Below are 26711 nucleotides of genomic sequence, written 5' to 3' on the forward strand. Positions count from 1 at the left end.
AAAAACTGACTTAAAACACTGTCGCTTCTTCTAGCGTAAACTTGACATTATCTTCAATCCACTTACGTCGTGGTTCGACCTTGTCTCCCATGAGGACATTGACACGACGTTCTGCGCGTGCTAGGTCTTCGATCGTGACACGGATAAGAGTACGCGTTTCTGGGTTCATGGTTGTTTCCCAAAGCTGGTCCGCATTCATCTCACCAAGACCTTTATAGCGTTGGAGGGTAGCACCTTTACCAAATTGTTTGCGGAGTTCTTCTAATTCACCGTCCGTCCAAGCGTAAGCCACTTCTTCTTTCTTGCCTTTGCCTTTGGACATCTTGTAAAGAGGTGGAAGGGCGATATAAACGTGTCCTGCCTCAACTAGGGGACGCATGTAACGATAAAAGAATGTTAAAAGAAGTGTTTGAATGTGGGCACCGTCTGTATCCGCATCGGTCATGATAATGATCTTGTCATAGTTGGCATCTTCAAGAGAGAAGTCTGCTCCCACATCTGCACCAATAGTATAAATCATGGTGTTGATTTCTTCATTTTTGAGAATATCCGCCATCTTGGCCTTGGCTGTATTAATAACCTTACCACGAAGGGACAAGATTGCCTGGAACTTGCGGTCACGGCCTTGCTTGGCAGAGCCACCGGCAGAGTCCCCCTCGACTAGATAGAGTTCATTCTTAGCTGGATTCTTAGACTGGGCTGGGGTCAATTTTCCAGACAACAAGCCCTTATCTTTCTTATTTTTCTTCCCATTTCGGCTCTCATCACGCGCCTTACGTGCTGCTTCACGAGCATCACGGGCCTTAATAGCCTTGCGGATGAGATTAGAAGCCAATTCTCCATTTTCCATAAGGAAGAAGGTCAACTTATCAGCTACAATTCCATCCACAACGGGACGAGCAAGAGGGCTTCCTAGCTTGTCCTTGGTCTGACCTTCAAACTGGAGGTGTTCTTCAGGAACAAGGATAGAAAGAACAGCCGCTAGTCCCTCACGATAGTCGGAACCTTCAAGATTTTTATCTTTTTCCTTGAGAAGCCCCGTCTTACGCGCATAGTCGTTCATAACCTTGGTAATGGCAGACTTAAGTCCAGTCTCATGTGTTCCACCGTCCTTGGTGCGAACGTTATTGACAAAGGACAAGATGTTATCTGAAAATCCGTCATTGTACTGGAGAGCCACTTCAACTTGGAAACCGTTGTCTTCCCCTTCAAAGTAAAGAACCGGCGTCAAGGTCTCCCTGTCTTCGTTCAGATAAGAAACAAAGTCCTGCACCCCATTTTCATAATGAAACTCAATCGCTTCATCTGTACGCTTATCCGTCAAAGACAAGGTCACATTTTTCAAGAGAAAGGCTGACTCATTGAGGCGTTCTGAGATGGTATTGTACTTGAAATCTGTCGTAGAGAAGATGGTCGCATCAGGCATAAACGTAACCTTGGTACCTGTTTTAGACTTGGGCGCTGTACCGATTTTCTTCAAGGTCGTAACAGGTTTCCCACCATTTTCAAAACGTTGCTTATAGATTGCACCATCACGGGTGATTTCAACTTCCAGCCAACTTGAAAGAGCGTTAACAACGGAAGAACCAACCCCGTGGAGACCACCAGATGTCTTGTAGCCCCCCTGACCGAATTTCCCTCCGGCATGAAGAATGGTAAAGATAACCTCAACAGTTGGAATTCCCATAGCGTGCATACCAGTCGGCATCCCACGTCCATGGTCTTGAACCGTTAAACTGCCATCTTTATTGATGGTCACATCAATACGGTCACCAAATCCAGACAAGGCCTCATCGACAGCATTGTCGACGATTTCCCAGACGAGGTGGTGGAGACCTGCCCCATCAGTCGATCCGATATACATCCCTGGACGTTTACGGACCGCATCCAACCCTTCTAGCACCTGAATGGCATCATCATTATAATTGTTAATATTGATTTCCTTTTTTGACACAAGGAACCTCCTATTCGTTCATCTTTACTATTCTACAAGTTTTCCAAGGATTTTGCAAAATTTTTCTTTCTCCGATGTGACAATTTCAGAAGAGATTCTATGCCTTTCTTCTCCATTTCATGATATAATAGGAGTATGATTACAATAGTTTTATTAATCCTAGCCTATCTGCTGGGTTCGATTCCGTCTGGTCTATGGATTGGACAAGTATTCTTTCAAATCAATCTGCGCGAGCATGGTTCTGGTAACACTGGAACGACCAATACTTTCCGCATTTTAGGCAAGAAAGCTGGTATGGCAACCTTTGTGATTGACTTTTTCAAAGGAACTCTAGCAACGCTTCTTCCAATTATTTTTCATTTACAAGGCGTTTCGCCTCTCGTCTTTGGACTTTTAGCTGTCATTGGACATACCTTCCCTATCTTTGCAGGATTTAAGGGTGGTAAGGCTGTCGCAACCAGTGCTGGAGTGATTTTCGGATTTGCGCCTGTCTTCTGTCTCTACCTTGCAGTTGTTTTCTTTGGAACCCTCTATCTTGGTAGTATGATTTCACTATCTAGTGTCACAGCATCTATCGCGGCTGTCATCGGAGTTCTACTCTTTCCACTTTTTGGTTTTATCCTGAGTCACTATGATCCTCTCTTCATCGCTATTATCCTAGCACTTGCTAGCTTGATTATCATTCGGCATAAGGATAATATCACACGTATCAAAAATAAAACTGAAAATCTTGTCCCTTGGGGACTGAACTTAACCCATCAAAATCCTAAAAAATAAAACGCCAGTTTGAACAGAACTGACGTTTTTTGTATGCTTATTTCGATTTGATATAGTTGATACCATCTGCTTTTGGTGCAACTGCTTTTCCAAAGAAGGCTGCCAAGACAAGAATTGTCAAAACATAAGGTGCGATTTGAAGATAAACCGCAGGCACTCCTTGTAGGAATGGCAATTGAGATCCGATAACAGCCAAACTTTGTGAAAGTCCAAAGAAAAGACTAGAAAGCATGGCTCCGATTGGATTCCATTTTCCAAAAATCATCGCAGCAAGGGCGATAAATCCAGGTCCAACAATAGTTGTTACTGAAAAGTTAACTGAGATGGATTGAGCATAAATCGCTCCACCAATTCCACCTAGGAAACCTGAAATAATAACCCCTAAATATCTCATCTTGTAGACATTGATTCCCAAAGTGTCCGCTGCTTGAGGGTGTTCACCGACAGAGCGAAGACGAAGACCAAAGCGAGTCTTGAAGAGGATAAACCAAGCAAGGAACGAGAAGGCAATCGCCAGATAACCAAGAAGGCTAGTTGACTTGAAGAAAATATCACCGATAACTGGAATATTTGCCAAGACTGGGAAATCAAAGCGTCCAAAAGTCTGACTTAGGTTGTCAGTTTGTCCTTTGTTATAAAGAACTTTCACCAAGAAAACAGCCAAGGCTGGCGCCATCAAGTTCAATACCGTACCGCTGACAACATGGTCTGCACGGAAATGAACCGTTGCTGCTGCGTGGATGATAGAGAAGACACCACCAACCAATCCTGCAACTATCAAAGATAGCCATGGAGTTGCTGCTCCAAATTGTTCTGCAAATTCAAGGTTGAAGACAACTCCAGAAAAGGCACCCATAACCATAATTCCTTCAAGCCCGACGTTTACGACACCACCACGTTCAGAGAAAACGCCACCGATACTTGTAAAGATGAGGGGAGCTGAGTAAATCAGCATAGAAGACACCAAGAGGGTGAGCAAGGTTGTAATAGACATCTTTACTTACCTCCTTTAACTTGTTTTTTCGATTTGACAAAGCGTTCGATAAGATAATGAACACTGACAAAGAAGATAATAGAAGCTGTTACAATGCTGACAAGTTCAGACGGTACCTGCGCCGCATTCATACCAGGGGCTCCAACTTGGAGAACACCAAACAGGAAGGCTGCAAAGAGAATACCAATTGGTGAGTTGGCCGCAAGCAGACTAACCGCCATACCATTAAATCCGACAGCTAAAGATGCCCCTTGAACATAGACGTTCTGGAAGGTTCCAAGTCCTTCAACAGCACCACCAAGACCTGCCAAGGCACCTGAAATAATCATTGATAGGATAATTGTTCGTTTGGCAGAAATACCAGCGTATTCCGATGCGTGTGGATTAAGACCAACCGCACGGATTTCAAAACCAAGAGTTGTTTTCTTGAGCATGAACCAAATAACTGCAACGGCAATGAGAGCAAAGAAAATACCAATATTCATCCGTGAGTTACCAGTCAACTCAGCTAACCAAGGTGTCTGGTAGGTTGCATTAGCTCCGACACGAATCGTCGAATCTGTACTTTGCATGAAGTCTTTAGGAAAGGCATGGATAAAAGCATTTCCTACATACAAGACAATGTAGTTCATCATGATGGTTACAATAACCTCTGATGTCCCTAGATAAGCCCTAAGAATACCCGGAATCGCTCCGACAATCCCACCAGCAATCAAGGCAATCACGATAGTCGCTAGAATCATCAAGGGACGTGGCATATCTGGATGCGACAAGGCAAACCAACCACTGAGAATCCAACCAGCCAAAGCCTGACCAGGAAGCCCGACGTTAAAGAAACCAGCTCGACTGGCAACGGCAAAACCAAGACCAATCAAGACCAGAGGCCCCATAGCACGGAAGATTTCTCCAATCCCACGCAGGCTACCAAAGGCTGTGTAGAACAATTCTTCGTAGCCCCAAATAGCATCATAACCGAAGATCCACATGACAATGGCTCCGAGTAAAATTCCTAGAAAGACAGAAATCAAGGGAACCGAAATTTGTTGTAATTTTTTAGACATCACTCTTCTCCTTTCCCAAGTTTCCACCAGCCATCAAGACACCAAGTTCTTGTTTATTGGTTGTTTCTGGTGATACAATACCTTGAATCTTACCATCGTGGATAACGGCAATACGGTCTGAGACGTTTAAAATCTCATCCAATTCAAAGCTGACAACAAGGACAGCCTTCCCATTATCACGCTCTTCAATCAAGCGTTTGTGGATATATTCAATGGCACCGACATCCAAACCACGAGTTGGCTGGCTGACGATAAGGAGATCAGGATCTCGATCAATTTCACGAGCAATAATTGCTTTTTGTTGATTTCCTCCTGAGAGTGCAGCTGCAGGAACAAATTCACTGGCAGCACGAACATCAAACTCTTCCATTAACTTTTTAGCATAAGAAGTAATATTTGAATAGTTCAAAATTCCATTTTTACTATGTGGTTCTTTATAGTAGGTTTGAAGGGCAATATTTTCAGAAATCATCATTTCTAAAATCAAACCATCACGGTGACGGTCTTCTGGAACGTGCCCAACACTCAACTCTGTAATCTGACGTGGGTGCAAGCCTACAATTGAATCTCCTTTTAGCTCAATGCTACCAGATTCAACCTTGCGAAGACCTGTAATGGCTTGAATCAATTCAGACTGACCATTTCCATCAATCCCTGCAATACCAACAATCTCTCCAGCACGAACATCCAAGGATAGATTTTTAACAGCTGGGACACCGCGGTTTTCATTGACCACCAAGTCTTTAATAGACAAGACCACTTCTTTGGGTTGTGAGGCTTGTTTCTCTGTTTTAAAGGAAACAGAACGTCCCACCATCATTTCTGCCAAATCAGCATTGGTAGCTCCTGCAATTTCGACGGTTTCAATTGATTTCCCACGACGGATAACTGTAACGCGGTCAGAAACTGCGCGAATCTCGTCCAACTTGTGGGTAATCAAGATAATTGATTTTCCTTCTTTGACAAGATTTTTCATAATAGCCATCAACTCCTCAATTTCTGATGGAGTCAAAACAGCCGTTGGTTCGTCAAAAATAAGAATATCAGCTCCCCGATAAAGGGTTTTTAAAATTTCTACACGTTGTTGGGCTCCAACTGAGATGTCTGCCACCTTGGCAGAAGGGTCCACAGCTAAGCCATAACGTTCAGAAAGAGCCTTGATTTCTTTGCTAGCTCCAGCGATATCTAGCACACCATTTTTAGTCAATTCACTTCCTAAAATAATGTTTTCAGCCACCGTGAAAGCCTCTACCAACATAAAGTGCTGGTGAACCATTCCGATTCCCAAGCCAGCTGCTTTAGATGGGGAGTCGAGGTTGACAACTTGACCGTTGACCGCGATTTCACCACTAGTTGGTTCAAGAAGGCCTGCTAACATGTTCATGAGCGTGGACTTACCAGCCCCATTTTCTCCTAAAAGTGCATGAATTTCACCTTTTCGTAGGTGCAGGTTGATTTTGTCGTTGGCAACAAATTCACCAAACACCTTGGTAATATCACGCATCTCAATGACATTTTCGTGTGCCATGTGCTCTTCCTTTCAGAGTCTTATTTTATTTCAATAAAACTTGCTAGTTTGTCTAGTAGCAAGCTTTACTGAGACAAAATGACTTTGTCTCAACTCTTAAAAAGCGACCGATGGCCGCTTCCTAAGAAATAACTTCCATCCATTATTTTGCAGGAACTTTTACGCTTCCATCAAGGATTTTAGCTTTAGCATCTTCGACAGCTTTTTTACCTTCTTCTGAAAGGTTAGTTGTTACCAAGTCAACCCCTTTATCTTTCAATGAGTAAACGATCACTTGACCGCCAGGGAATTCACCTTTTTCTGCCTTGTTAGAAATATCTTTTACAGTTGTACCAACTTGTTTCAAAGTAGATGCAAGAACAAAGTTTGATTCTTTGCCATCTTTAGAAGTGTATTTACCTTCTGCTTCTTGGTCACGGTCAACACCGATAACCCAAACTTTTTCATTTTCAGGACGGCTTTCGTTGAGTGATTTTGCTTCTGCAAAGACACCAGCACCTGTACCACCAGCTACTTGGTAAACAATATCTGCACCAGCTGCGTATTGTGCTGCTGCAATTGTTTTACCTTTAGCGGCATCACCAAATGAACCAGCGTAGTCAACTTGGACTTTGATAGATGGGTCTACTGACGCAACACCAGCCTTGAATCCTGCTTCAAAACGAGAGATAACTTCTGACTCCTGCCCACCTACAAAACCAACTTGTTTTGTCTTAGTTGTTTTTGCTGCAGCTACACCTGCAAGGTAACCTGACTCATTATCAGCGAAAGTTACGCTCGCAACATTCTTTTGATCTTTAATCACATCATCAATCAAGACATAGTTCAAATCAGTGTGCTCTGCTGCTGCATCTTTAACTGCATTGTGAAGGGCAAAACCAACACCGAAGATTAGGTTGTAACTTCCAGCCGCTTGTTGCAAGTTGTTAGCGTAGTCAGCTTCACTTGTTGATTGGAAGTAAGTGAAACCGTTATCTTTTGAAAGATTGTGTTCTTTACCCCAAGCCTGCAAACCTTCCCAAGCTGATTGGTTGAATGATTTGTCATCAACACCACCAGTATCAGTGACGATTGCTGCTTTTGTCTTCACATCAGAAGATGAATCTGCCTTACGAGAAGAGCGGTTACCACATGCAGCAAGTCCAACTGCTGCCACTGCAACTAGACCAAGGCCTAGCCATTGTTTCTTGTTCATTACTGAACCTCCTAAATAAGATGTGCAACGATGTTGCAAGTATGGATTGATTGGTCACAAGGACCGTGCCACTCAAAGAGCGACTCAGACTAGTTTAAGTCTGTAAAAGAATATGGAAGTAATTCCCCGACCGTCATCTCGACCGTCGATTTATCTTTTGCGACTAAGGTCACTTTTAGATCTTGTTCAAAAAATTCGACCATTACTTGGCGACAAGCACCACATGGTGAAATCGGTTTTTCAGTTTGACCATAAACAATCAGCTCTGAAAACTCTCTTTGGCCTTCAGAAACTGCTTTAAAAATCGCTGTACGTTCTCCACAGTTGGTCAAAGGATAGCTAGCATTTTCGATATTCACTCCCGTGTAAACACTTCCGTCTTTTGCCACTAAAACTGCTCCGATAGGAAAGTGAGAATAGGGGACGTAGGCATGTTTGCTGGTTTCAATTGCCAGTTCAATCAACTCAGTAGTCGCCATCAGCCAATTCTCCTTTTAAAATGGCTACCCCAGCTGACGTTCCGATACGGGTCGCCCCTGCTTCCACAAATGCAAGAGCATCTGCATAAGAACGAGCTCCACCAGCAGCCTTGACACCCATATCAGGCCCAACTGTTTCACGCATCAATTGAACATCTGCTATCGTAGCGCCACCAGTTGAAAAGCCAGTAGATGTTTTAACAAAATCAGCTCCTGCTTTTTGGGCTAATTGACAAGCCACAACTTTTTCTTGATCTGTCAGAAGGCAAGCTTCAATAATGACTTTCACTAACTTGTCACCACTTGCTTCTACAACAGCACGGATGTCCGATTCAACCAAGGCTAAATTACCTGATTTGAGAGCCCCAACATTGATCACCATATCAATCTCATCTGCACCATTTTGGATAGCTTCTTTTGTCTCAAAAGCTTTCACAGTTGAAGTTGTTGCCCCCAAAGGGAAACCTACTACTGTGCAGACCTTGACATCTGTGCCTTCAAGCCCTTTTTTGGCATGTTCAACCCAGGTCGGATTAACGCAAACACTGGCAAAATCATACTCTCTAGCCTCAGACAACAAACTATCAATTTGATTTTCTGTTGCATCTTGCTTTAAAAGCGTATGATCGATATATTTATTTAATTTCATATTCGGATTCTCCTGCGGTTTATGAGATAATTTCTATAATTTCTCGTAAACTTTGCACCCTATCATTTATTTTAACATATTTTTGAAAATCTGTAACTAGCTGAGGAGAAATTTTTCCATTTGTGTATACTTTTGCAACAATTTCTCCCGTTTGAACGGAATCTCCAACTTTCTTTTCAAAAACAATTCCTGTTTCATAGTCCAAGGCATCAGACTTGACTGCACGGCCTGCCCCCAGTCTCATAGCATAAAGCCCAAATTCCATTGCTGGAAGGGCTGAAATGACACCCGTTTCCTGAGCAGGTATTTCCACCACATGGGCAACATTGACAGGACGGTAGAGGTCTTCCAAGTCCCCACCTTGGGCTTGGACCATCTCCTCAAACTTAGCCAGCGCTTGGCCATTTTCAAGATGTTGTCGAACTTCTTCAACTGTTTTATTTATATTTGCCAGGCCAAGCATAATTTGAGCCAATTCACAGATAAAGTGGGTAATATCCTGACGTCCTTGACCTTGTAAAATTTCCAATGCTTCAAGGATCTCCAGACGATTTCCAATAGCACGCCCTAAAGGCTGGCTCATATCCGTAATCACTGCTACCGTTTTTCTACCAACTGCCTTACCAAGTTCCACCATAGTTTGAGCCAATTCGCGCGCTTCATCAACCGTCTTCATAAAGGCACCCTCTCCGACAGTTACGTCTAGCAAAATAGCATCCGCCCCTGCCGCGATTTTCTTGCTCATCACCGAACTCGCAATCAAAGGAATCGTGTCGACAGTTGCGGTTACATCACGGAGGGCGTAGAGAAGCTTATCTGCTTTGACAAGCTGGTCTGATTGCCCAATGACAGATACTCCAATGTCCTGAACCTGACGAATAAAATCCTCTTGACTGCGCTCGACTTGATAGCCCTTAATGGACTCCAATTTATCAATTGTTCCACCAGTATGGCCGAGACCACGACCACTCATTTTTGCTACAGGCACACCGAAGCTAGCAACAAGAGGAGCTAAAATCAAGGTTACCTTATCGCCGACACCACCAGTAGAATGCTTGTCAACTTTCACACCATCAATGGCAGACAAGTCAAACTCTTGCCCAGTCTTAACCATATTCATGGTCAAATCAGAAATTTCACGAGTCGTCATTCCTTTAAAATAAACAGCCATAGCAAAGGCAGACATCTGATAATCAGGGACAGTTCCTGACACATAGCCTTCTACCAGCCATTCAATTTCACTCGAAGTCAATTCTTGCCCGCCTCGTTTTTTTTGGATTAAATCAACTGCTCTCATTCTTTCACACTTCTAAGGATATAGTATCCCTTGTCTTTTTTAAGGATTTCACAATTGCCAAACACGTCTTCCATCTTAGACTTGGCACTTGGAGCCCCTTGCTTTTTCTGGATGACGATTGTTAAATCTCCACCAGTTTCCAAGAAATCTTTACTTTTCTCGATGATTTCGTGAACCACTTGCTTGCCTGCACGGATAGGAGGATTTGAAATAACATGGTCAAATGTACCTTCAACTTGTTCATAGATGTTGGACTGGAAAATCGTCGCTTTTACATTATTTTTTTCAGCATTTCTCTTAGCCAAATCCAAGGCACGATTATTGATATCGACCATGGTCGCCTGAACGCCGTAAGCCTTGACTAAGGACAAACCTAATGGACCATAACCACAGCCGACATCTAGGACTGTCTCTCCTTGGTTGACCTCAAGACACTTGAGCAAGAGTTGACTTCCGAAGTCAACCATCTTCTTGCTAAAAACACCTGCATCCGTCAGAAAGGTCATTTTTTCTCCCAACAAGTCCACTCTCAACTCATGAATGTCGTGAGCAGCGTCAGGATTCTCTGCATAATACATTTTACTCATGAAACTATTTTACCATAATTTGACTTAAATTGTAAATCGTTTACATATCCAGAATGAGACAAAAAGATTGAAGGAAGTTGCTTTACAATAGCTCCCCTTCAATCTCTTTCAACTTTTATAAGCAACTTGTATTTCATCTAGGACTACAGCTATCATTGCCATGATAAAACAATTTATTGTCTATCATCAGACGCATTGTCAGTGCTATTTCTTTACTTTTAAATATTTCACTATCAATAGGATTCCCAACAAAATGTTTAAATAAAAGCCCAACTGATAAGTTTGTGTCAGGATTTCCAAACTTGTCCAAAGTCGTATCAAATCTTCTAGTGACATGCGGAAGAAATAACCCTCTGTCGCAATCCATAGGACTAAAAAGCAATAACTACCAGCAGCAAGCCATTTCGTCCACCGTTTTTTTAGGAAGACAGCAATCAAGAGCGAACAGATAAAGACAGCTGTTATAATAGCATGTTCCATCAAAAAAGTAAAACCGTAATAGGTTTCCACAAAACGTCTACCATTATCCGCATTAGCTCCTTTTATAAAAGGTAAGGCAAAACTTAAAATAAAACAGAGTTCCAATAGGTAACGTTTCAAGATTTTCATAGTACACCTCCTATAAGTTGTGAACTAAAAATTTCCCTTTATTAGCTTATAAATCAGTAGAGTCTATCTCCTATTTCATCAATAAATTGATAAGTCTTTATCTATCTCTATTATATAATATTGATGTACCAGTGTCAAGAAACCGCTTTATTTTTTTAACTTTTTATGGTATGATAGACAAAATATCTAGGGGAAAACAAATGACCAACGAATTTTTACATTTTGAAAAAATCAGCCGCCAGACTTGGCAATCGTTACATCGAAAGACAACACCTCCTTTGACAGAAGAAGAATTGGAATCTATCAAGAGTTTTAATGACCAAATCAGTCTTCAAGACGTTACAGATATCTATCTCCCCTTGGCTCATCTGATTCAGATTTACAAGCGAACTAAGGAAGATTTAGCCTTTTCAAAAGGAATTTTCCTCCAACGTGAAAGTAAATCTCAGCCTTTTATTATTGGGATTTCTGGGAGTGTTGCCGTTGGAAAATCAACAACCAGCCGACTATTGCAAACCCTGCTTTCCAGAACTGTAACTGATGCTAGTGTTGAGTTGGTTACAACTGATGGCTTTCTCTATCCCAACCAGACCTTGATTGAGCAGGGGATTTTAAATCGCAAGGGATTTCCCGAAAGCTATGATATGGAAGCTCTTCTCAACTTCTTGGACCGCATCAAAAATGGACAAGATGTGGATATTCCTGTCTATTCTCATGAAGTCTACGACATCGTACCTGAGGAAAAGCAAAGTGTCAAAGCTGCTGATTTTGTAATTGTTGAAGGAATCAATGTCTTTCAAAATCCACAAAACGATCGTCTCTATATCACTGACTTCTTTGACTTTTCCATCTATGTAGATGCTGGAGTGGATGATATTGAGAGTTGGTATCTGGACCGTTTCTTGAAGATGCTGAGCCTAGCCCAAAACGACCCTGATAGCTACTATTATCGTTTTACTCAAATGCCGATTGGGGAAGTGGAGTCCTTTGCCCATCAGGTCTGGACCAGTATCAATCTCACAAATCTACAAAATTATATTGAACCAACTAGAAATCGTGCGGAAGTGATTCTACATAAAAGTAAGAACCATGAAATCGATGAAATTTACTTAAAAAAGTAATTTTCCCTTGTCAAAACGTAAGTTTTCAGATATAATGGTATAGTTAGTAAATATGGAGGTAAGAACATTGGCAAACATTAAATCAGCTATCAAACGCGCTGAATTGAACGTTAAACAAAACGAAAAGAACTCAGCTCAAAAATCAGCTATGCGTACTGCTATCAAAGCTTTCGAAGCAAACCCATCTGAAGAACTTTTCCGTGCTGCTAGCTCAGCTATCGATAAAGCAGAAACTAAAGGTTTGATTCACAAAAACAAAGCAAGCCGCGATAAAGCTCGTCTTTCAGCTAAACTTGCTAAATAAGAAACAGTCCATAGAGGCTGTTTTTTTGTCCTCAAATAGGAAAGGTAGAAAATGAAAATCGCAATTATCGGATATTCTGGTGCAGGTAAGTCAACTCTAGCTGAAAAGTTGTCTCACTACCACTCCATCCCAAAACTTCACATGGACACACTCCAATTTCAACCTGGTTGGCAAGACAGTGATCGCGAATGGATGTTAACCGAGATGAAAAATTTTCTTACCAAGCATGAAGCTTGGGTCATCGATGGTAATTATTCTTGGTGTTTCTATGAGGAAAGAATGCAGGAAGCTGACCAAATCATCTTTCTCAATTTTTCACCATTTACCTGTCTCTTTCGGGCCTTTAAGCGTTATCTTAAATACCGGGGAAAAGTCAGAGAAAGTATGGCTAAGGGATGCCCTGAACGCTTTGACTGGGAGTTTGTACGATGGATTCTCTGGGAGGGGCGAACAAAAAATGCTAAGGATAGATACCAATACTTAAACAATACTTACCCAGAAAAGATGCATATTCTCCATTCTCAAGCAGAGATTGATTGTTTTTTGCGATCTTTAAAAAAGTAAACAATATAGTAGCATTTCATTAAAATCAGCATGTACTGATTGACTAAAAAAGGAAGTTTTTCATCCAGAAAGTCTTCCTTTTTTCCTTTTATTCAACAATTAAAAATAACTCGAGCAATTTATAAATCAACAATAAAATTCCCCTAGAAATGAAGAGAATCTTGTTCATAGTTTCTGAGTTCGTGATACAAAAAAACTGAAGGAAGTATAATCCTACTTCTTTCAGTTTTTTATTGTCTCAATTTAGAAAAAACTTCTCCAATCTTACCTTCGATAACTAAATCAGCTTGGCTGTCTTGAGGAGTGCTGGACTTGTTGATAACGACAAGATTTGACCCTGAAAAATAATTGATTAGGCTAGCTGCAGGGTAAACAACTAAGGAAGTTCCACCAATGATCAACAAATCTGCTTGCTGAATGGCTCGAGCTGCGCGACTAAATACATCCATATCTAGCGCTTCCTCATAAAGGGTCACGTCAGGTTTGACCACCTTGCCACAATCTAAGCAGTAGGGAACTGGACCTCCAAGTTCCAAAAAGACAGTCAAATCATAAAAGCGATGACAGCCCAAACAATAATTACGATCTGCACTACCATGCAGTTTCAAAATTTTCTGAGATCCTGCCATTTCATGGAGACTATCGATATTTTGCGTCACAATCGCCTTTAATTTACCTGTTTTTTCCAACGACGCTAGATAATCATGTGCTAAATTCGGCTTGGCATCAGGATATACCAGATACTTTTTGTAGAAATCAAAAAAATCCTCTGGATAGCGCTCAAACATAGTGCGTGAAACCAGTTGCTCGGCAGTAAAATGGCGACCTAGTTTCAGACTATATATACCATCTGAACTACGAAAATCTGGAATATTAGACTCTGTAGAAACCCCTGCACCACCGAAAAAGACAATTCTCTGACTTTGATCAATAATACCTTGTAATTGTTCAATCTTATCCATTTTGTACTCCTAGGAATTTTCAAGTTAAAAAGTTGAAAGTCTTGACTTCTTGTCAACTTGGCTTCCAACTTTATTTGATTATGATTTAGATATTAAACTGACTAGTCTCGGTCCTTTGACACAATTAGGCTTTCTTCAATTTCCTTATTCTTACCTATTTCAGAATTGATTCATTGTTAATAGTTATCATTTGAGAACAAGAGAAATCATTCTGAATATAGCCTACTTTTAGTCTGCAATCAAGGTTTCCAAACCAACCTTCATCATATCAGTGAAGGTATTTTGACGTTCTTCTGCAGTCGTGTCTTCATCTGGATTGACCAAACTATCAGAAATAGTCATGATGGCAAGTGCGTCAACATGGTGTTGGGCTGCCAGATAGTAAAGTGCTGCTGCTTCCATTTCCACAGCCTTGACCCCCCATTTACCAAGCTCGATGTTCTTTTCAAAGTAGTTTGAATAAAAGACATCAGATGACAAAACGTTCCCAACGTGGGTTGTCATACCGAGATTTTTGGCAATATGATAAGCCTTATCTAGCAAATCAAAGCTAGCGATTTGTGGGAAATCGTACTGTGGCCAGTCATTGCGGATGATGTTAGAGTTGGTTGCAGCTGCCTGCGCCAAAACCAATTCACGTACGTGGACATCTGCATTCAAAGATCCTGCAGTTCCCACACGAATCAATTTTTTCACTCCGTAGTCAACAATCAACTCACGCGCATAAATCGAAATTGAGGGCATTCCCATCCCAGTTCCCATAACAGATACACGGTGACCCTTGTAAGTACCAGTGTAACCAAACATGTTACGCACTTCGTTAAAACAAACAGCATCTTCAAGGAAATTCTCCGAAATAAATTTAGCACGAAGAGGATCCCCTGGAAGAAGAATTTTATCAGCAATTTCACCCTGCTGAGCAGCAATATGGATAGACATAGTTAAGATATAAAGGGCGACAGAGAACAAAGTAAAAATAGGAAACTGACGTAGCATCAATGATGCTAGGAAGTTTATCTTTTTTACACAGTTCTCCGTCCGTATTCAGTTCAGCAAATACGGTTTACCCATCCTTTCTTTTATTGTTATGAAAAGTTTTCCGCTCGTGTTCAAATCAAAACACACGCTCTACCTTTCTTTTTTTTATTTTATTTTTATAGCTAGGAAAAATCGGATTCAATCATGACTCCGATAAACCTACTACATTTTTTTAAACAGTTATTGATAAATTGACGATAGTTTTTAATCTTTTAAGATAAATCTTTGATTAGAAGAAACGGTCGTTTTCTATCTTATTACTTTATTCTTTGACTTCTGACACAGTCTGTTAGCCCAAGAAAAGCGGTCTAACATTTTTGCAAATTCATAGGCTAAAACAGCTGTTACTAAGAGATACGGAAGAGAATCCAAACCTAGCCCAGTGAAACCTATTACTAATCCAGTTGCAGACCAGGGAGCCCTCAAGGTCACAGACAAAAAGCAAACCGATCCCAAAAGCAAAATGCTTGGCTGGCTATCCCCACCTAGAATCATTCCAAAGAGAGCAGCTCCAGCCATCCCCAAGGCAAAAGATGGCGTAAGTGTACCACCATAGGCCCCTGCCCACAGAGTAATAAGAACGACCAGTGCTTTTAGGATAAACAAGAGGAATACTGTTTTGCCATTGCTACCATTCAATACTTCCTGAGCCATCATACATCCATTTCCAAGTAGATGTGGAAAATAACTTGCCAACCCAGCAAGAAAAAGAAAAGCTGTGGGCAATGTGAGAAGTATTCGTTTATCTTTTATCCTGTTTGAAGACACTGCTTTACTCAAGCGACCAAAAAGCCAAGCTAGTGGGGTTAAGAAAAGAAGTAATAAGGGAATAATCCACATTTCCTTTAATGACCATGCGATGGCTGGAATCTGGTAGAGAGCCTGATCTGAAATAACCAAGCCTGCTGTATAGGTTGACACATAGGTAGTAAAACCGACTAAGACAACTCGTTTAATAGATAGAGCAATTCCTAGAGTTTCAAAAACAAAGAAGACACTTGTTAATGGAACCTGATAGACAGCTGCTAAACCAGCACCAGCACCACAAGCAAGGAGAAAGATTTGATCCTTCTTAGAGAGAGAACATATTTTTCCAATTGGTCCTGCAAATAGAGTTCCAATCTCTCGTGGCGCAGCTTCTTTACCAATAGGTGCTCCCCCTCCAACTGCAATAATCTGCCAAATTGAATGAAATAGCTGTTTTAAAAAATGAAGTTTGTATTGTGAAGTCTCATCCTTCATCTGTGCTTTAATGGAAAAAATCTGTGATTTGTTTTGCAAGAAATACCAGACCAAGGATGAGCTGACACCCACAATTATTAAACTTAATCCTATCCGCGATGAGGAAACTCCATCTGTCAAGAATACAGTTTGATGCTCTGATTGACCAAAAGCTATCCCCTCTATCATCTTTAAAAGATAATGTATAAAAATACCAGATAAACCTGAAACTATTCCTTGCAAAATGACTGCTAGGAATAATTTAAGATTATAAGGGATTTTCTGAAAAATACTCCTCAATTCTTTTAACATAGTAATAATTCAGCAAAAACGGCTTTAAGTACGCCTTTAAAATCACCTTTAACACACTCAATCACTTCTATAACCTCTTCGTGGTTAATCTCTTCTTTGAAACCAGTAGTATAGTTAGTAATACATAAAATTCCTAGAAATCTCAAACCTGATAGGCTACAACAATAACTTCAGGAGCAGTTGACATTCCGACCACATCTGTTCCAAGCATCTTATAGGTACGAATTTCTACTCGTGTTCAAATCAGAACACGTGCTCTACCTTTCTGTTTATACTCTTCGAAAATCTCTTCAAACCACGTCAACGTCGCCTTGCCGTATGTATGGTTACTGACTTCGTCAGTTATATCCACAACCTCAAAACAGTGTTTTGAGCTGACTTCGTCAGTTATATCTACAACCTCAAAGCAGTGCTTTGAGCAGCCTGCGGCTAGTTTCCTAGTTTACTCTTTGATTTTCATTGAGTATTAATTTTGTTCTTTCACAGAGAGCTACCTGAGTTCTATTCAAGCTCAGGTAGTACTTCTCTTATGAACTAAATCATCTAACTGTCATTGTATCATCAGATTACAAGACATCGTCATCAGAAATCTTAGAATTTAATGTTGTTCCCCAATGGGTAATTTTACGGTGGGGTTGAGCTAAAATTGGTCTGTTTTCATAGATTGTTTGCCATCTATTCCATAGTAGACCTGTCTTTTTCTCAATCTTAATTCGCAGATTTCTCATATTTTCTTTGATTGGGAGGTTGAGGACAAAACCTGCAGTCTGGTTGCGACCGTTTCCTTCCCAAGAACGACTACGAACAACTTGGTTTCCATCTTTATCTACTGTAACTTCTTCCCAAGTTATAGAGTAGCGAGCAATGTAAGCTCCACTATGTTGAATTGTCAATGTTTTGTCTTTTGCAGGAGTTTGACTGATTGGTTGAACTGGCTTAGAAATTTGTGTCGCCGTCTCACCATTCGTAGCTATAAAGCGGAAAACTTCTACTTCTGCAAGACTGAGGGCTTGATTGTTCTTACGTAGTTGCACACGAACACGGCGTCCCAATTTCCCATTTAATTGAACATCCAAGCTCGTTCCGTCAAGTTTAGAAACATACTGTCTAGCAACTTCTTTCCCTTTTTCATCATATAAAATCACATCAAAGTCTGACAGACGTTTAGAAAGTTCTCCATCCCCACGGTTATGAAGGCGAACAAGTCCTACCTGTTCTGTACGACCTAAATCAACTTCCCACCAAGGCTGGTTTTCAAATTTTGTATGGGTAATTGATTGCTGGCTATAACTACTATTGGTATTACCATCCAAGGCACGACTAGCATCTCCTCCAAAATCAGTAGAACTTTGCTTGGCTTGTTTTTTCCAAGCGATATTCTCAGCACGATATACTTGGACTTCTGCAAGACTGAGGGCATTATAGCCTTCTAGCTCAATTCGAACATAGCGCGCTTTTTTATGGTTAATCGCAATTTGTGCTGATACATCTTTAAGAGATGTTATGCGTTTTCTCTCAATTTCTTTACCAAAACTATCTAACAGAATGACATCAAAGTTTGCCAATCTATCCTGGGCAGTGTCTGTTCGGTTGTAAATATTGATTTGGCGAATGGTTTCTTCTTTAGCCAAATCTACTTGCCACCAAGGCTTGGATTGGAAGTTGGTATGAGTGACAGAATTGTGACCATAGTTACCATCAACTTTGCCATCCACAGCTCTTCTAGCATCTCCTCCGAAAGCTGTCGAACTTTGAGTAACCTGTTTTCCTAAGGCAATATTTTCCATTGGTTCAGCGCTTGGTTGACTAGAAGATTGAGGCAGAGCCTGTTTCTTAAAGAATCGCACTTTATCCAATTTCGGATCACGATAACCATGTTTATCCAAGGTAGCTCGTTTACCAATATTAAAGTTAGGAATATCATTCATTCGACTTTCAAAATAGCCACGAGAACGGTGTTTAAAGCGTGAATTACCTGTAAATGTAACAATATCACGATCATTATGAATCAATGGAGTCACAACATTATCATTATCAACTACATAATGCTTAATTTTTCCACTAACAGCTAATTTACGGCTTTCCAAACCAACATCCCAGAAACCATTCTTAGCATTCCAAACAGTTCTGGAAGTAATCACTTTAGGCGCACTGAAAGTCGTCACTTTCCTCAATACATGGTTATAAAAGTCAGTATATTTTTGGTAAGCTTCAACCGCTGCAATCTGAGCTAGGTAGCCTCCAAGAGAATGACCTGTCATATACAACTTGGTAATACTTTTATCCTTGGCTAATTCCCCAACAACCTTGCGGATATCATCTGCTTGAGCTGGTTTATTTCCACCTAATAAAACCAAATCTGCACTTAAGTCCTTGGCGTCATTAACTCGCGTTCCACGAATAGCCAACATGTGCACCGTTCCATCTTTGAGATAAGGAAGGTCGCTCTTGGTCTCAAATAAGAAAGCATCCAAACCACTATCTGTATGGTAGGCTTTTTTCATTTTCCAGAAAGGAGCCAATTCATTGTGCATGAGTTTGTATTCTTGACGGTCAAGATAGAGACTAGGGAAAGGATTCTTATGATCTAAAATTTTCTCAATATAATCATCGTCTCGATAGGCTAACTCCATAAAGAGAAGAGAATCACGATCTGTGACATACCATTCTTTCTTATTGTCATCTTCTCCATCTGCCAAACCATCCCCATCACTGTCTGCTAGCAAGGGATGACTGTTATATCCTAGATAATCCTTACCATCTTTGTTGTAAACATAAAGTTCATCTTTGTTTTTGATGCCATCTTGGTCATCATCCCCTTCCAAATCAAGAACTTTTTCACCATAGAGAGATTCATCAATCAAATCATTTTCTAAATGCAATTCCCCTTTGGAAATCTTCACCAAATCTTCTGCGGTTAGAGAACGAGTATTTGTTGGTTTTTCTGTCACAACTTCTTCTTTAGTTTCTTCTACAGGAGCATGAACAGGTGAGTCTTGAGCTGGCTCTGTCATCTCTACTTTTGACTCTTCCCTTTTGTTTTCAAGAACTTCACTTGCTTCCGGAAGCGGTTGAGGAGCTAGTCTTGGCTCCTCTCTAAGAGGAGTTTCTAGTTTTGGAGCAACATTTTCCGGCTCTCTCAATTCCTCCTTAGAATCTGGCACTCTTGTTGCCACTTCAGATGTTACATCTTGTTTTACTTCATTGGCTGAAATTCCAGCTGGAGCTAGAAATGCGAAGCCGACTGCAACAGATACAACTCCGATACTTAATTTTTTTATGCCAAAGCGCATAATTCGTTGACCAATTTTCATTATTTCTTATCTTTCTTTTCGTTTATTTATAAGCAGACTCAAACTAAATCTCCTTGTCCCCTATATAAGACAAGGTTGAGAAATTCAGAAAGTAATACTCTTCGAAAATCTCTTCAAACCACGTCAGCGTCGCCTTACCGTAGATATGGTCACTGACTTCGTCAGTCTTATCTACAACCTCAAAACTGTGTTTTGAGCAACCTGCGGCTAACTTCCTAGTTTGCTCTTTGATTTTCATTGAGTATAAATTCATTCTTATCTTTCCTTATCATCCTAGTCTGCTTGGTAGGAAGCTAATGCTAGTATCCTAGAATCTTGTCTTTCACAATGCTAACTGTCAGACTCTTTCAGGTACAAGAGTAGGAAGAACCCCATAGTCTACCTATGTTTCTTCTTTATTCCGAATAGTCAACCATGAAAGGAAAGAGGCATTCCCCCTTTTAAATCTTTTTTCTTACAATTCTGCAAGAATAGCTTTAAGCAAGCCTTTGAAATCACCTTTGACACGTTCGGTTACTTCTACAACTTCTTCGTGATTGAGTTCTTCTTGGAAACCAGCCGCAAAGTTAGTAATACATGAAATTCCTAGAACTTTCAAGCCAGAGTGGGCTGCCACGATCACTTCAGGAACAGTAGACATACCAACTGCATCTGCTCCCAGTGTCTTATAGGCACGAATCTCTGCTGGTGTTTCATAAGTTGGACCAGTTACACCGATATAGACACCTTCATCAAGCTTGATACCCAGTTTTTTAGCTACTTCATGGGCAGTAGCACGGTATTCTGGTGTGTAGGCCTTAGACATATCTGGAAAACGAGGACCAAAGTCATCCAAGTTTTCACCTATCAATGGGTTTTGTCCTGTCATATTGATATGGTCTGAGATAGCCATCAAAGTACCAGGACCAAATCCGATACCACCAGCCGCATTGGTTACAATGACACCTTCACATCCGAGGACTTTCATGACACGAACTGGGAAAGTCACGACTTCCAGAGGATTGCCTTCGTAGAAATGGAAGCGACCTTGAAGAGCCAAGACCTTGCGACCTGCAAGTTCCCCATATACCAATTTACCAGCGTGGCCAACTACTGTTGAACGGCCCCAGTTTGGAATATCAGCATAATCTACTACAACTGGATTTTCGATTTCTTCTGCCAATTCTCCAAGTCCTGACCCAAGGATTAGACCGAACTCAGGCGCTTGGATTCCCTTTTCTTTCAGGAAGGCAGCTGTTTCATTGATTTTATCTAAAAATGTCATTGTGTGTCTCCTTTTTTAGTTTTTAGCATTTGACCGATTTTGTCAAAAGTTTTAGCATTGCGAATGGTAATGTGGCGATAGAAAGGCATCTTGAGCAGATCCTTGTGATAGGCAGTTTTAGAGTAGGTTTCTTCAGAAAATTTCCCCCAGAAAATACCAAGTTTTCCAAAATGAAGAACTTCATCTTCCAGTTTTAAACTGTCTACTTTCTCGATGACTTGATCCACATCCAAACCCTCAGTGTAAAATAGGACGTCTTTTCGTTCCAAGTCTTCGCTCCACCAAGCTGGGAGATTTTCCACTTCTGCTTCATAGTCTTCTTGACTCATTAGGGAAAAACTCTGAATAAATGGATAATGGACTGCAAAGAAAGTCTCTAATTTTTCAATCAATTGGGATTTTGAGTCTGCCGAAGTAAAGAAAATATTGCCACTGTTGATGTAGCTTTCAACCTTTTCCAGTTCCAATTCTGTCAGTTCTTGACGAAGCTCCGCCATGACGACCTTATTCTTGCCACCAACATTAATACCCCTCACCAGCAAAGCATAGTGCGTCATTTTATACCAATTTATCTAAGAAACTTTCCCCAATCATGGCTGTTTCAACACCAAAGTTATCTGCAACAGTCGCTGAAATATCTGCAAAATGTCCTACTGGAATCAAACCATTTCCTTTAAAGGCAGGACTGTAAGCCAAAAGTGGAATATATTCACGAGTGTGGTCTGTTCCTGCATAGGTTGGGTCATTTCCATGGTCAGCAGTAATCAAAAGAAGGTCATCCTCTCTCATGGCTGCGATAATTTCAGGCAAGCGTTCATCAAACTCATGCAAGCAATCACGATAACCATGAGCATTACGACGGTGGCCGTAAAGGGCATCAAAGTCAACCAAGTTTGTGAATGAGAATCCTTTTTCAAATTCAGCAAGGCCCATGGTCTTCAATAGTGTATCAATTCCATGGCTGTTTGACTTGTTGTGGCCCATGTCATGGTTAATACCAGCACCGTTAAATATATCATTGATTTTACCAACAGCATAAGTATCGATACCAGCTTCATTCAATTTATCCAAAACAGTCGGTGCAAATGGAGAAACGGCTAAGTCACGACGGTTGGCTGTACGAGTGAAGTTGCCTGGTTCACCTACATAAGGGCGAGCAATGATACGACCTAGAAGGGCAGGGCGCTCAAGGGTAATTGAACGAGCGTATTCACAGATACGGTACAATTCGTCCAAAGGAATAATATCTTCGTGGGCAGCAATTTGCAAAACAGGATCAGCTGAAGTATAGATAATCAACTCTCCAGTTTCCATCTGACGTGGTCCAAAATCATCGATAACGGCTGTTCCTGAGTAAGGTTTGTTGGCTTCACGAATGACCTTACGTCCTGAAAATTCTTCGATTTTTGTCAAGATTTCTTCTGGGAATCCATTCCAGAAAGTATCGAAAGGCTCAGTAATGTTGAGTCCCATGATTTCCCAGTGCCCAGTCATGGTATCCTTACCAAGGGATACTTCTTCCAATTTTGTTGCATATCCAGTTGGATTGCTTTCTGCCGGTACAGTCTTAAGAGGAGTTTCACGAGGAATATTTCCAAGACCTATTTTAGCCATATTTGGGACATTCAAACCAACTGTTTTTGAAATGTGTCCCAGTGTGTCAGAAGCTCCATCTGGAACCCCTGCATTGACAAAGTTATTAGCATCTGGTGCTGCACCGATTCCTACAGAATCCAGTACCACCAAATGAATACGATTAAATTTAGACATCTTATGCCCCCTTCTATTTTTCTTTTCTTGAGGTTAAAATCTGAACCCCATCTCGTCCAGCAACAATGACCTTATCCACCATTTGGTTGAATAAACCGTGCTCTACGACACCAACGACATGGTCCAATTCTTGTCCGAAAGCAATTGGATCTTCAATGACATCCAAGGCAAGATCGATGATAAAATTCTGCATATCCGTCACAAAACGTTGGCCATCTTTTTCACGGAAACTTGGTTTGTAGCCAGCTCGTTCAAAATGACGAAAGACCTGCTCTGCACCATACTGAACCACTTCTACTGGCAATTTAAAAGCACCTAGTTTCTCGACCAGCTTGCTTTCATCAACTACCCAAATGTATTCTTTAGATGGTGTTGCAACCACCTTCTCCATGAGAAGGGCACCACCACCGCCTTTGATTCCGTTAAACTGACTATCCACTTCATCTGCACCATCAACCGTCACATCGACAAAGTCTACTTGGTCAATAGATTTGAGTGGGATATTAAGGCCTTCTGCCTGTTTAGTGGTCACACTAGAAGTCGTTACAGCTATAATCTGCAATCCTTCTTCCTTGATACGACGACCGATTTCTTCGACAAAATAATAGGCAGTCGAGCCTGTTCCAAGTCCAACGACCATGCCATCCTTGACAAACTCAGCAGCCTTGATACCTGCCATTTTCTTCAGATTTTCCACTCAAACACCTCCATTAAAGAGCTACCTCTATTATACCATGTAAAGGCTTTTATTTCATCTAAAAATACCTTTAGAATACTGCTTATTTATCCTTGAAATTGAATTTTTTTAATAAAAGTAGAGTTCTGACAAATCACTTTAAGTACGGATATAAACCAAATAAACTCTAACAAAAATAGATTTATAAGAGTAAGAAAACGAACAAATTTAGTTTCTCAGTGAGAAGAATGCTAAACGTTCGTTTTTTGTAATTTAAGAATAATGATACAAATTATCAACATTTTTTGTCTAACTATTTTAGACATATCTTTTCATTACTTTAGGAAGACAATTACTAATCTCCGTTGGCAAGACCACATAATGTTCTTGAGCTAGTTCTTGGGCAATAGCTGAATGAAGATGGGTCGCTACTGTCACACGTTCGTAGAGACTGGCCTGTCGGAATTGGCCTGCAAATCCTGCAATCATCCCAGCAAGCGTATCTCCCATTCCCCCAGTCGCCTGATAGGGACCGCCAACCTGTAACTGGTAATAATCAGATTGGCCAGCTTGCCAAATACGAGTAGCTGGACCTTTCTCCACCAAAATTGTTCCTTGAGGGAAGGAAGTTAGGGTACTAGTCGTTGCATCTTCGTTTTGCTTTTCAATCGTAATACCAGACAACTTTTCCCATTCTTTTTGGTGGGGAGTTAGGATAAGCTGGTTAGATGGAAACGACAAACTTGTCCTAGCAAGGATGGTTAAGGCCCCTCCGTCTACAATCAAAATCTGATTCTTTTTTAAGCCAGCAAAGACCTGTTTGACTAGTTCTTCTCCAAAAGCATCGTCTCGTAAACCAGGCCCCATCAAGACAACTTCTGCCTTCTCCAATTGCTCTTGTAACAATTGCTGGTCTTGAAGAGAAAAGGCCATAGCCTCAGGTAAATGACTGTGCAAAGCTGGGATATTTTCTCTATCTGTTCCAACAGTCACCAATCCTGCACCGCTTTTTACTGCTGCCAAGGCAGCCATGATGATGGCACCACCATAAGGATAAGTTCCACCCAGCAAGAGCAGACGACCGTAGTCTCCTTTATGACTTGTACGAGAACGTTCAATAATAATTTTTTCTAGTAAGGTTTGATCAATCACTTTCATCCTTTTTTCCTCAACTATCCTTTATCTGATTGTTTTAAAACAACTTGATAGACTTTCTTAGTCCACTCTTCTAAGTCTTCTCCAGCATAGTCAAGATAATGCACCCTATCTTGTATTTTAGTTGGAATAATATTTTCAAATTGGCTCTTATTATGAGTTGGAATAACACAAATATACAACTCACTAAATAAATTCAACATGTCCTTAATTTTTGCAACATGGTAGCCATCAAAAATATAACCAGTAACTTTAATCAAATCTGTATAGATAAAATGAAAACTCACTCCAGGAATAAACTTGTCTTGTAATTCTTTCTCTGAAGGAGCTCGACCTAATAAACGCTCCATCGCTAATCGATAACCAGAACTTGTATTTGACCACCCTAACATGACATAGTCAAAATAATCTATCGGATCCGATGCAGCATTTCTACTATCCAAAACCAACTCCTCAGCATCTCGCCCAAAGGCTTTCACAGCAGATAAGAGCTGACCTGTTTTAAAGATAGAAATAGCTGCATCTATAGTCGTAGTATGACTACAGTAGTCTGAAGTCACTAACCTCTTATGTAGATCATAAGTCGAGGCTACTATTTTATTTGTAGGGGTAAATGGTGGCAGAAAGGGATGCTGACAGATGTAATCTAAAATTTCTTTTTTTAAACAAGAATCAGCACAGTCAATACTTGTTTGACGTTTATGAAGTTTTTCGTAAGCTATAAATTTAGCAATTTTTTCTAATTCCCACTCTTGAATATTTGGATAATCAATTAGTGCTAAGTAGTATATTCCATCCCATTGTAAACTATATTCCCCATTATAAATTTTTAAAATCATCTAATCACCTCACTCCATTATACAACAAAAAGGAGGCGCAGACCTCCTTTTATAAACTTATTTCTAAAATTTAATACTCATTTCTGCCATTTCAGATATAGCTATAGAAAATACACTCTCTTCAGCGATTTTTCTCTTATTTTCTATCCAATGTCCGAAGTGCTGCCTGATAGGTTTGCTCCATCAGCATAGTAATGGTCATAGGACCGACACCTCCAGGAACTGGCGTGATGTGGCTAGCAAGTGGGGCAACCGCCTCATAATCAACATCCCCACAGAGCTTACCATTTTCATCGCGGTTCATCCCAACGTCAATGACTACCGCACCTGGTTTCACAAAATCAGGAGTCACAAACTTAGCACGACCGATTGCTACTACAAGAATATCTGCTTTAGCAGCTACCTTGGCAAGATTATGAGTACGTGAATGGGTCAAAGTCACTGTAGCATTCTTGGCCAAAAGAAGCTGAGCCATGGGTTTTCCAACAATGTTTGAACGACCGATGACAACCGCATTTTTACCTTCTAAATCAATCCCATATTCATGAAACATTTCCATAATTCCTGCAGGTGTCGAAGGAATCATGACTGGATGACCAGACCAGAGACGCCCCATGTTTAAGGGATGGAAACCATCCACATCCTTTTCTGGGTCAATAGCCAATAGAATCGCCTCTTCATCAATGTGTTTTGGTAATGGCAACTGAACCAAAATCCCATGCCAAGCTGGATCCTGATTATATTTAGCAATCAGGTCTAACAATTCCTCTTGAGTAATGGTCTCTGGAACTCGCACTACTTCGCTACGGAAACCAGCTGCAAGAGCTGACCTCTCCTTGTTGCGAACGTAGACTTGGCTGGCTGGATTGTCCCCAACCAAAATCACTACCAAACCAGGCACTAGACCTGTTTCTTCCTTTAATTTTGCAGTCTTTTCAGCCAACTGCCCCTGCAATTTGGCCGCTAAAGCTTTCCCATCAATAATCTGTGTCATATCACTTCTCTTTTCTTTCAAATATCTTCCATTATACCAAAAACCGC

26 protein-coding genes and 1 pseudogene are annotated in these 26711 nt (G+C 40.8%); 4 read left to right on the forward strand and 23 right to left on the reverse strand.

Features of this window, described 5'->3' with window-relative positions; genetic code table 11:
• Positions 1-10 precede the first annotated feature (10 nt).
• The gene (gene parE, locus OC529_RS05565) at positions 11-1954 is read right to left on the reverse strand and encodes a DNA topoisomerase IV subunit B (RefSeq protein WP_262081686.1); all 1944 of its coding nucleotides are present in this window, start codon (positions 1952-1954) and stop codon (positions 11-13) included.
• A gap of 135 nt (positions 1955-2089) precedes the next feature.
• On the opposite strand from parE, the gene plsY reads away from it, so the two are divergent.
• Positions 2090-2731 carry a glycerol-3-phosphate 1-O-acyltransferase PlsY gene (gene plsY / locus OC529_RS05570; protein WP_173306677.1) on the forward strand — a complete coding sequence of 214 codons (642 nt, stop codon included), beginning with the start codon at positions 2090-2092 and terminating at the stop codon, positions 2729-2731.
• Between the two features lie 37 nt (positions 2732-2768).
• Here the strand turns inward: plsY and OC529_RS05575 are convergent, their stop codons facing one another.
• The 9 genes from OC529_RS05575 to OC529_RS05615 form a co-directional block, all read right to left on the reverse strand.
• Positions 2769-3725, reverse strand: coding sequence for an ABC transporter permease (locus OC529_RS05575; RefSeq protein WP_120007870.1), 957 nt, complete (start codon positions 3723-3725; stop codon positions 2769-2771).
• 2 nt (positions 3726-3727) lie between these two features.
• On the reverse strand, positions 3728-4786 hold the full coding sequence (locus OC529_RS05580) for an ABC transporter permease (protein ID WP_000038669.1): 1059 nt from the start codon (positions 4784-4786) through the stop codon (positions 3728-3730).
• Positions 4779-6314, reverse strand: coding sequence for an ABC transporter ATP-binding protein (locus OC529_RS05585; RefSeq protein WP_000929812.1), 1536 nt, complete (start codon positions 6312-6314; stop codon positions 4779-4781). Before OC529_RS05585 ends, OC529_RS05580 begins: the two co-directional genes overlap by 8 nt.
• 142 nt (positions 6315-6456) lie before the next feature.
• On the reverse strand, positions 6457-7509 hold the full coding sequence (locus OC529_RS05590) for a BMP family protein (protein ID WP_049543026.1): 1053 nt from the start codon (positions 7507-7509) through the stop codon (positions 6457-6459).
• Positions 7510-7598: 89 nt separating this feature from the next.
• Positions 7599-7988: a cytidine deaminase gene (locus OC529_RS05595; protein WP_000246089.1), complete on the reverse strand. Its 390-nt coding sequence runs from the start codon at positions 7986-7988 to the stop codon at positions 7599-7601.
• Entirely contained in the window at positions 7975-8637 is a 663-nt protein-coding gene (gene deoC / locus OC529_RS05600; protein WP_262081687.1) for a deoxyribose-phosphate aldolase, read from the reverse strand. Before deoC ends, OC529_RS05595 begins: the two co-directional genes overlap by 14 nt.
• A gap of 19 nt (positions 8638-8656) precedes the next feature.
• Entirely contained in the window at positions 8657-9934 is a 1278-nt protein-coding gene (locus tag OC529_RS05605) for a pyrimidine-nucleoside phosphorylase (protein WP_262081688.1), read from the reverse strand.
• Positions 9931-10521 (reverse strand): class I SAM-dependent methyltransferase, encoded by a 591-nt coding sequence (locus OC529_RS05610; protein WP_301352481.1) that lies wholly within the window; start codon positions 10519-10521, stop codon positions 9931-9933. The genes OC529_RS05605 and OC529_RS05610 overlap by 4 nt, the downstream gene beginning before the upstream one ends.
• A gap of 204 nt (positions 10522-10725) precedes the next feature.
• Positions 10726-11130, reverse strand: coding sequence for a hypothetical protein (locus OC529_RS05615; protein WP_262081689.1), 405 nt, complete (start codon positions 11128-11130; stop codon positions 10726-10728).
• Positions 11131-11330: 200 nt separating this feature from the next.
• Here OC529_RS05615 and coaA point away from each other — a divergent pair, with 200 nt between their 5' ends.
• The 3 genes from coaA to OC529_RS05630 all read left to right on the forward strand — a co-directional run bounded on the left by coaA (position 11331) and on the right by OC529_RS05630 (position 13119).
• Positions 11331-12251, forward strand: coding sequence for a type I pantothenate kinase (gene coaA / locus OC529_RS05620; RefSeq protein WP_262081690.1), 921 nt, complete (start codon positions 11331-11333; stop codon positions 12249-12251).
• Positions 12252-12318: 67 nt separating this feature from the next.
• A complete protein-coding gene (gene rpsT, locus OC529_RS05625) occupies positions 12319-12555 on the forward strand; it encodes a 30S ribosomal protein S20 (protein WP_001274000.1) in 237 nt (78 codons plus the stop codon).
• Between the two features lie 51 nt (positions 12556-12606).
• Positions 12607-13119: a DNA topology modulation protein gene (locus tag OC529_RS05630; protein WP_173213664.1), complete on the forward strand. Its 513-nt coding sequence runs from the start codon at positions 12607-12609 to the stop codon at positions 13117-13119.
• Positions 13120-13349: 230 nt separating this feature from the next.
• Here OC529_RS05630 and OC529_RS05635 read toward each other — a convergent pair whose 3' ends face one another.
• The 13 genes and pseudogenes from OC529_RS05635 to OC529_RS05705 all read right to left on the reverse strand — a co-directional run bounded on the left by OC529_RS05635 (position 13350) and on the right by OC529_RS05705 (position 26664).
• On the reverse strand, positions 13350-14081 hold the full coding sequence (locus OC529_RS05635; RefSeq protein ID WP_173213666.1) for an NAD-dependent protein deacylase: 732 nt from the start codon (positions 14079-14081) through the stop codon (positions 13350-13352).
• Between the two features lie 228 nt (positions 14082-14309).
• Complete coding sequence (gene deoD, locus OC529_RS05640) at positions 14310-15020, reverse strand: purine-nucleoside phosphorylase (RefSeq protein WP_173213898.1); 711 nt, start codon at positions 15018-15020, stop codon at positions 14310-14312.
• 348 nt (positions 15021-15368) lie between these two features.
• Positions 15369-16652 (reverse strand): chloride channel protein, encoded by a 1284-nt coding sequence (locus OC529_RS05645; protein WP_173213668.1) that lies wholly within the window; start codon positions 16650-16652, stop codon positions 15369-15371.
• Positions 16646-16890 (reverse strand): annotated as a pseudogene (locus OC529_RS05650) (purine-nucleoside phosphorylase); the annotation flags it as partial. The gene OC529_RS05645 and the pseudogene OC529_RS05650, both read right to left, overlap by 7 nt.
• Before the next feature lie 328 nt (positions 16891-17218).
• Positions 17219-19966, reverse strand: a complete 2748-nt coding sequence (locus OC529_RS11750) for a thiol-activated cytolysin C-terminal domain-containing protein (RefSeq protein WP_173213670.1) — start codon at positions 19964-19966, stop codon at positions 17219-17221.
• 43 nt (positions 19967-20009) lie between these two features.
• Positions 20010-20219 (reverse strand): hypothetical protein, encoded by a 210-nt coding sequence (locus OC529_RS05670; protein ID WP_240148104.1) that lies wholly within the window; start codon positions 20217-20219, stop codon positions 20010-20012.
• A gap of 201 nt (positions 20220-20420) precedes the next feature.
• Complete coding sequence (locus OC529_RS05675) at positions 20421-21230, reverse strand: purine-nucleoside phosphorylase (RefSeq protein WP_138702284.1); 810 nt, start codon at positions 21228-21230, stop codon at positions 20421-20423.
• A complete protein-coding gene (locus OC529_RS05680; protein WP_173213672.1) occupies positions 21227-21787 on the reverse strand; it encodes a DUF1697 domain-containing protein in 561 nt (186 codons plus the stop codon). Before OC529_RS05680 ends, OC529_RS05675 begins: the two co-directional genes overlap by 4 nt.
• A 1-nt stretch (position 21788) precedes the next feature.
• Entirely contained in the window at positions 21789-23000 is a 1212-nt protein-coding gene (locus OC529_RS05685; protein WP_173228683.1) for a phosphopentomutase, read from the reverse strand.
• A 13-nt stretch (positions 23001-23013) separates the two neighbouring features.
• Positions 23014-23697 (reverse strand): ribose-5-phosphate isomerase RpiA, encoded by a 684-nt coding sequence (gene rpiA, locus OC529_RS05690; protein ID WP_173213674.1) that lies wholly within the window; start codon positions 23695-23697, stop codon positions 23014-23016.
• A gap of 297 nt (positions 23698-23994) precedes the next feature.
• Positions 23995-24834, reverse strand: a complete 840-nt coding sequence (locus OC529_RS05695; RefSeq protein WP_173213676.1) for an NAD(P)H-hydrate dehydratase — start codon at positions 24832-24834, stop codon at positions 23995-23997.
• Positions 24835-24848: 14 nt separating this feature from the next.
• Complete coding sequence (locus OC529_RS05700) at positions 24849-25670, reverse strand: phosphate ABC transporter ATPase (protein WP_173213679.1); 822 nt, start codon at positions 25668-25670, stop codon at positions 24849-24851.
• A gap of 136 nt (positions 25671-25806) precedes the next feature.
• Positions 25807-26664, reverse strand: coding sequence for a bifunctional methylenetetrahydrofolate dehydrogenase/methenyltetrahydrofolate cyclohydrolase (locus OC529_RS05705; RefSeq protein WP_050142755.1), 858 nt, complete (start codon positions 26662-26664; stop codon positions 25807-25809).
• Positions 26665-26711: the final 47 nt, after the last annotated feature.

The organism is Streptococcus sp. Marseille-Q5855 (assembly GCF_946901985.1).
GTDB lineage: Bacteria > Bacillota > Bacilli > Lactobacillales > Streptococcaceae > Streptococcus.

Excerpts from the sequence above, each read along its gene's own strand:
- deoC (WP_262081687.1), bottom strand. The coding sequence starts at position 8,637 with ATGAAATTAAATAAATATATCGATCATACGCTTTTAAAGCAAGATGCA.
- OC529_RS05670 (WP_240148104.1), bottom strand. The coding sequence starts at position 20,219 with ATGAATTTATACTCAATGAAAATCAAAGAGCAAACTAGGAAGTTAGCC.
- OC529_RS05685 (WP_173228683.1), bottom strand. The coding sequence starts at position 23,000 with ATGTCTAAATTTAATCGTATTCATTTGGTGGTACTGGATTCTGTAGGA.
- OC529_RS05695 (WP_173213676.1), bottom strand. The coding sequence starts at position 24,834 with ATGAAAGTGATTGATCAAACCTTACTAGAAAAAATTATTATTGAACGT.
- OC529_RS11750 (WP_173213670.1), bottom strand. The coding sequence starts at position 19,966 with ATGAAAATTGGTCAACGAATTATGCGCTTTGGCATAAAAAAATTAAGT.
- OC529_RS05610 (WP_301352481.1), bottom strand. The coding sequence starts at position 10,521 with ATGAGTAAAATGTATTATGCAGAGAATCCTGACGCTGCTCACGACATT.
- OC529_RS05595 (WP_000246089.1), bottom strand. The coding sequence starts at position 7,988 with ATGGCGACTACTGAGTTGATTGAACTGGCAATTGAAACCAGCAAACAT.
- OC529_RS05680 (WP_173213672.1), bottom strand. The coding sequence starts at position 21,787 with ATGACGCACTATGCTTTGCTGGTGAGGGGTATTAATGTTGGTGGCAAG.
- OC529_RS05645 (WP_173213668.1), bottom strand. The coding sequence starts at position 16,652 with ATGTTAAAAGAATTGAGGAGTATTTTTCAGAAAATCCCTTATAATCTT.
- OC529_RS05580 (WP_000038669.1), bottom strand. The coding sequence starts at position 4,786 with ATGTCTAAAAAATTACAACAAATTTCGGTTCCCTTGATTTCTGTCTTT.
- OC529_RS05575 (WP_120007870.1), bottom strand. The coding sequence starts at position 3,725 with ATGTCTATTACAACCTTGCTCACCCTCTTGGTGTCTTCTATGCTGATT.
- plsY (WP_173306677.1), top strand. The coding sequence starts at position 2,090 with ATGATTACAATAGTTTTATTAATCCTAGCCTATCTGCTGGGTTCGATT.
- coaA (WP_262081690.1), top strand. The coding sequence starts at position 11,331 with ATGACCAACGAATTTTTACATTTTGAAAAAATCAGCCGCCAGACTTGG.
- OC529_RS05635 (WP_173213666.1), bottom strand. The coding sequence starts at position 14,081 with ATGGATAAGATTGAACAATTACAAGGTATTATTGATCAAAGTCAGAGA.
- OC529_RS05675 (WP_138702284.1), bottom strand. The coding sequence starts at position 21,230 with ATGACATTTTTAGATAAAATCAATGAAACAGCTGCCTTCCTGAAAGAA.
- OC529_RS05700 (WP_173213679.1), bottom strand. The coding sequence starts at position 25,670 with ATGATTTTAAAAATTTATAATGGGGAATATAGTTTACAATGGGATGGA.
- OC529_RS05590 (WP_049543026.1), bottom strand. The coding sequence starts at position 7,509 with ATGAACAAGAAACAATGGCTAGGCCTTGGTCTAGTTGCAGTGGCAGCA.
- OC529_RS05585 (WP_000929812.1), bottom strand. The coding sequence starts at position 6,314 with ATGGCACACGAAAATGTCATTGAGATGCGTGATATTACCAAGGTGTTT.
- OC529_RS05630 (WP_173213664.1), top strand. The coding sequence starts at position 12,607 with ATGAAAATCGCAATTATCGGATATTCTGGTGCAGGTAAGTCAACTCTA.
- OC529_RS05605 (WP_262081688.1), bottom strand. The coding sequence starts at position 9,934 with ATGAGAGCAGTTGATTTAATCCAAAAAAAACGAGGCGGGCAAGAATTG.
- deoD (WP_173213898.1), bottom strand. The coding sequence starts at position 15,020 with ATGTCTATCCATATTGCTGCTCAGCAGGGTGAAATTGCTGATAAAATT.
- OC529_RS05615 (WP_262081689.1), bottom strand. The coding sequence starts at position 11,130 with ATGAAAATCTTGAAACGTTACCTATTGGAACTCTGTTTTATTTTAAGT.
- OC529_RS05705 (WP_050142755.1), bottom strand. The coding sequence starts at position 26,664 with ATGACACAGATTATTGATGGGAAAGCTTTAGCGGCCAAATTGCAGGGG.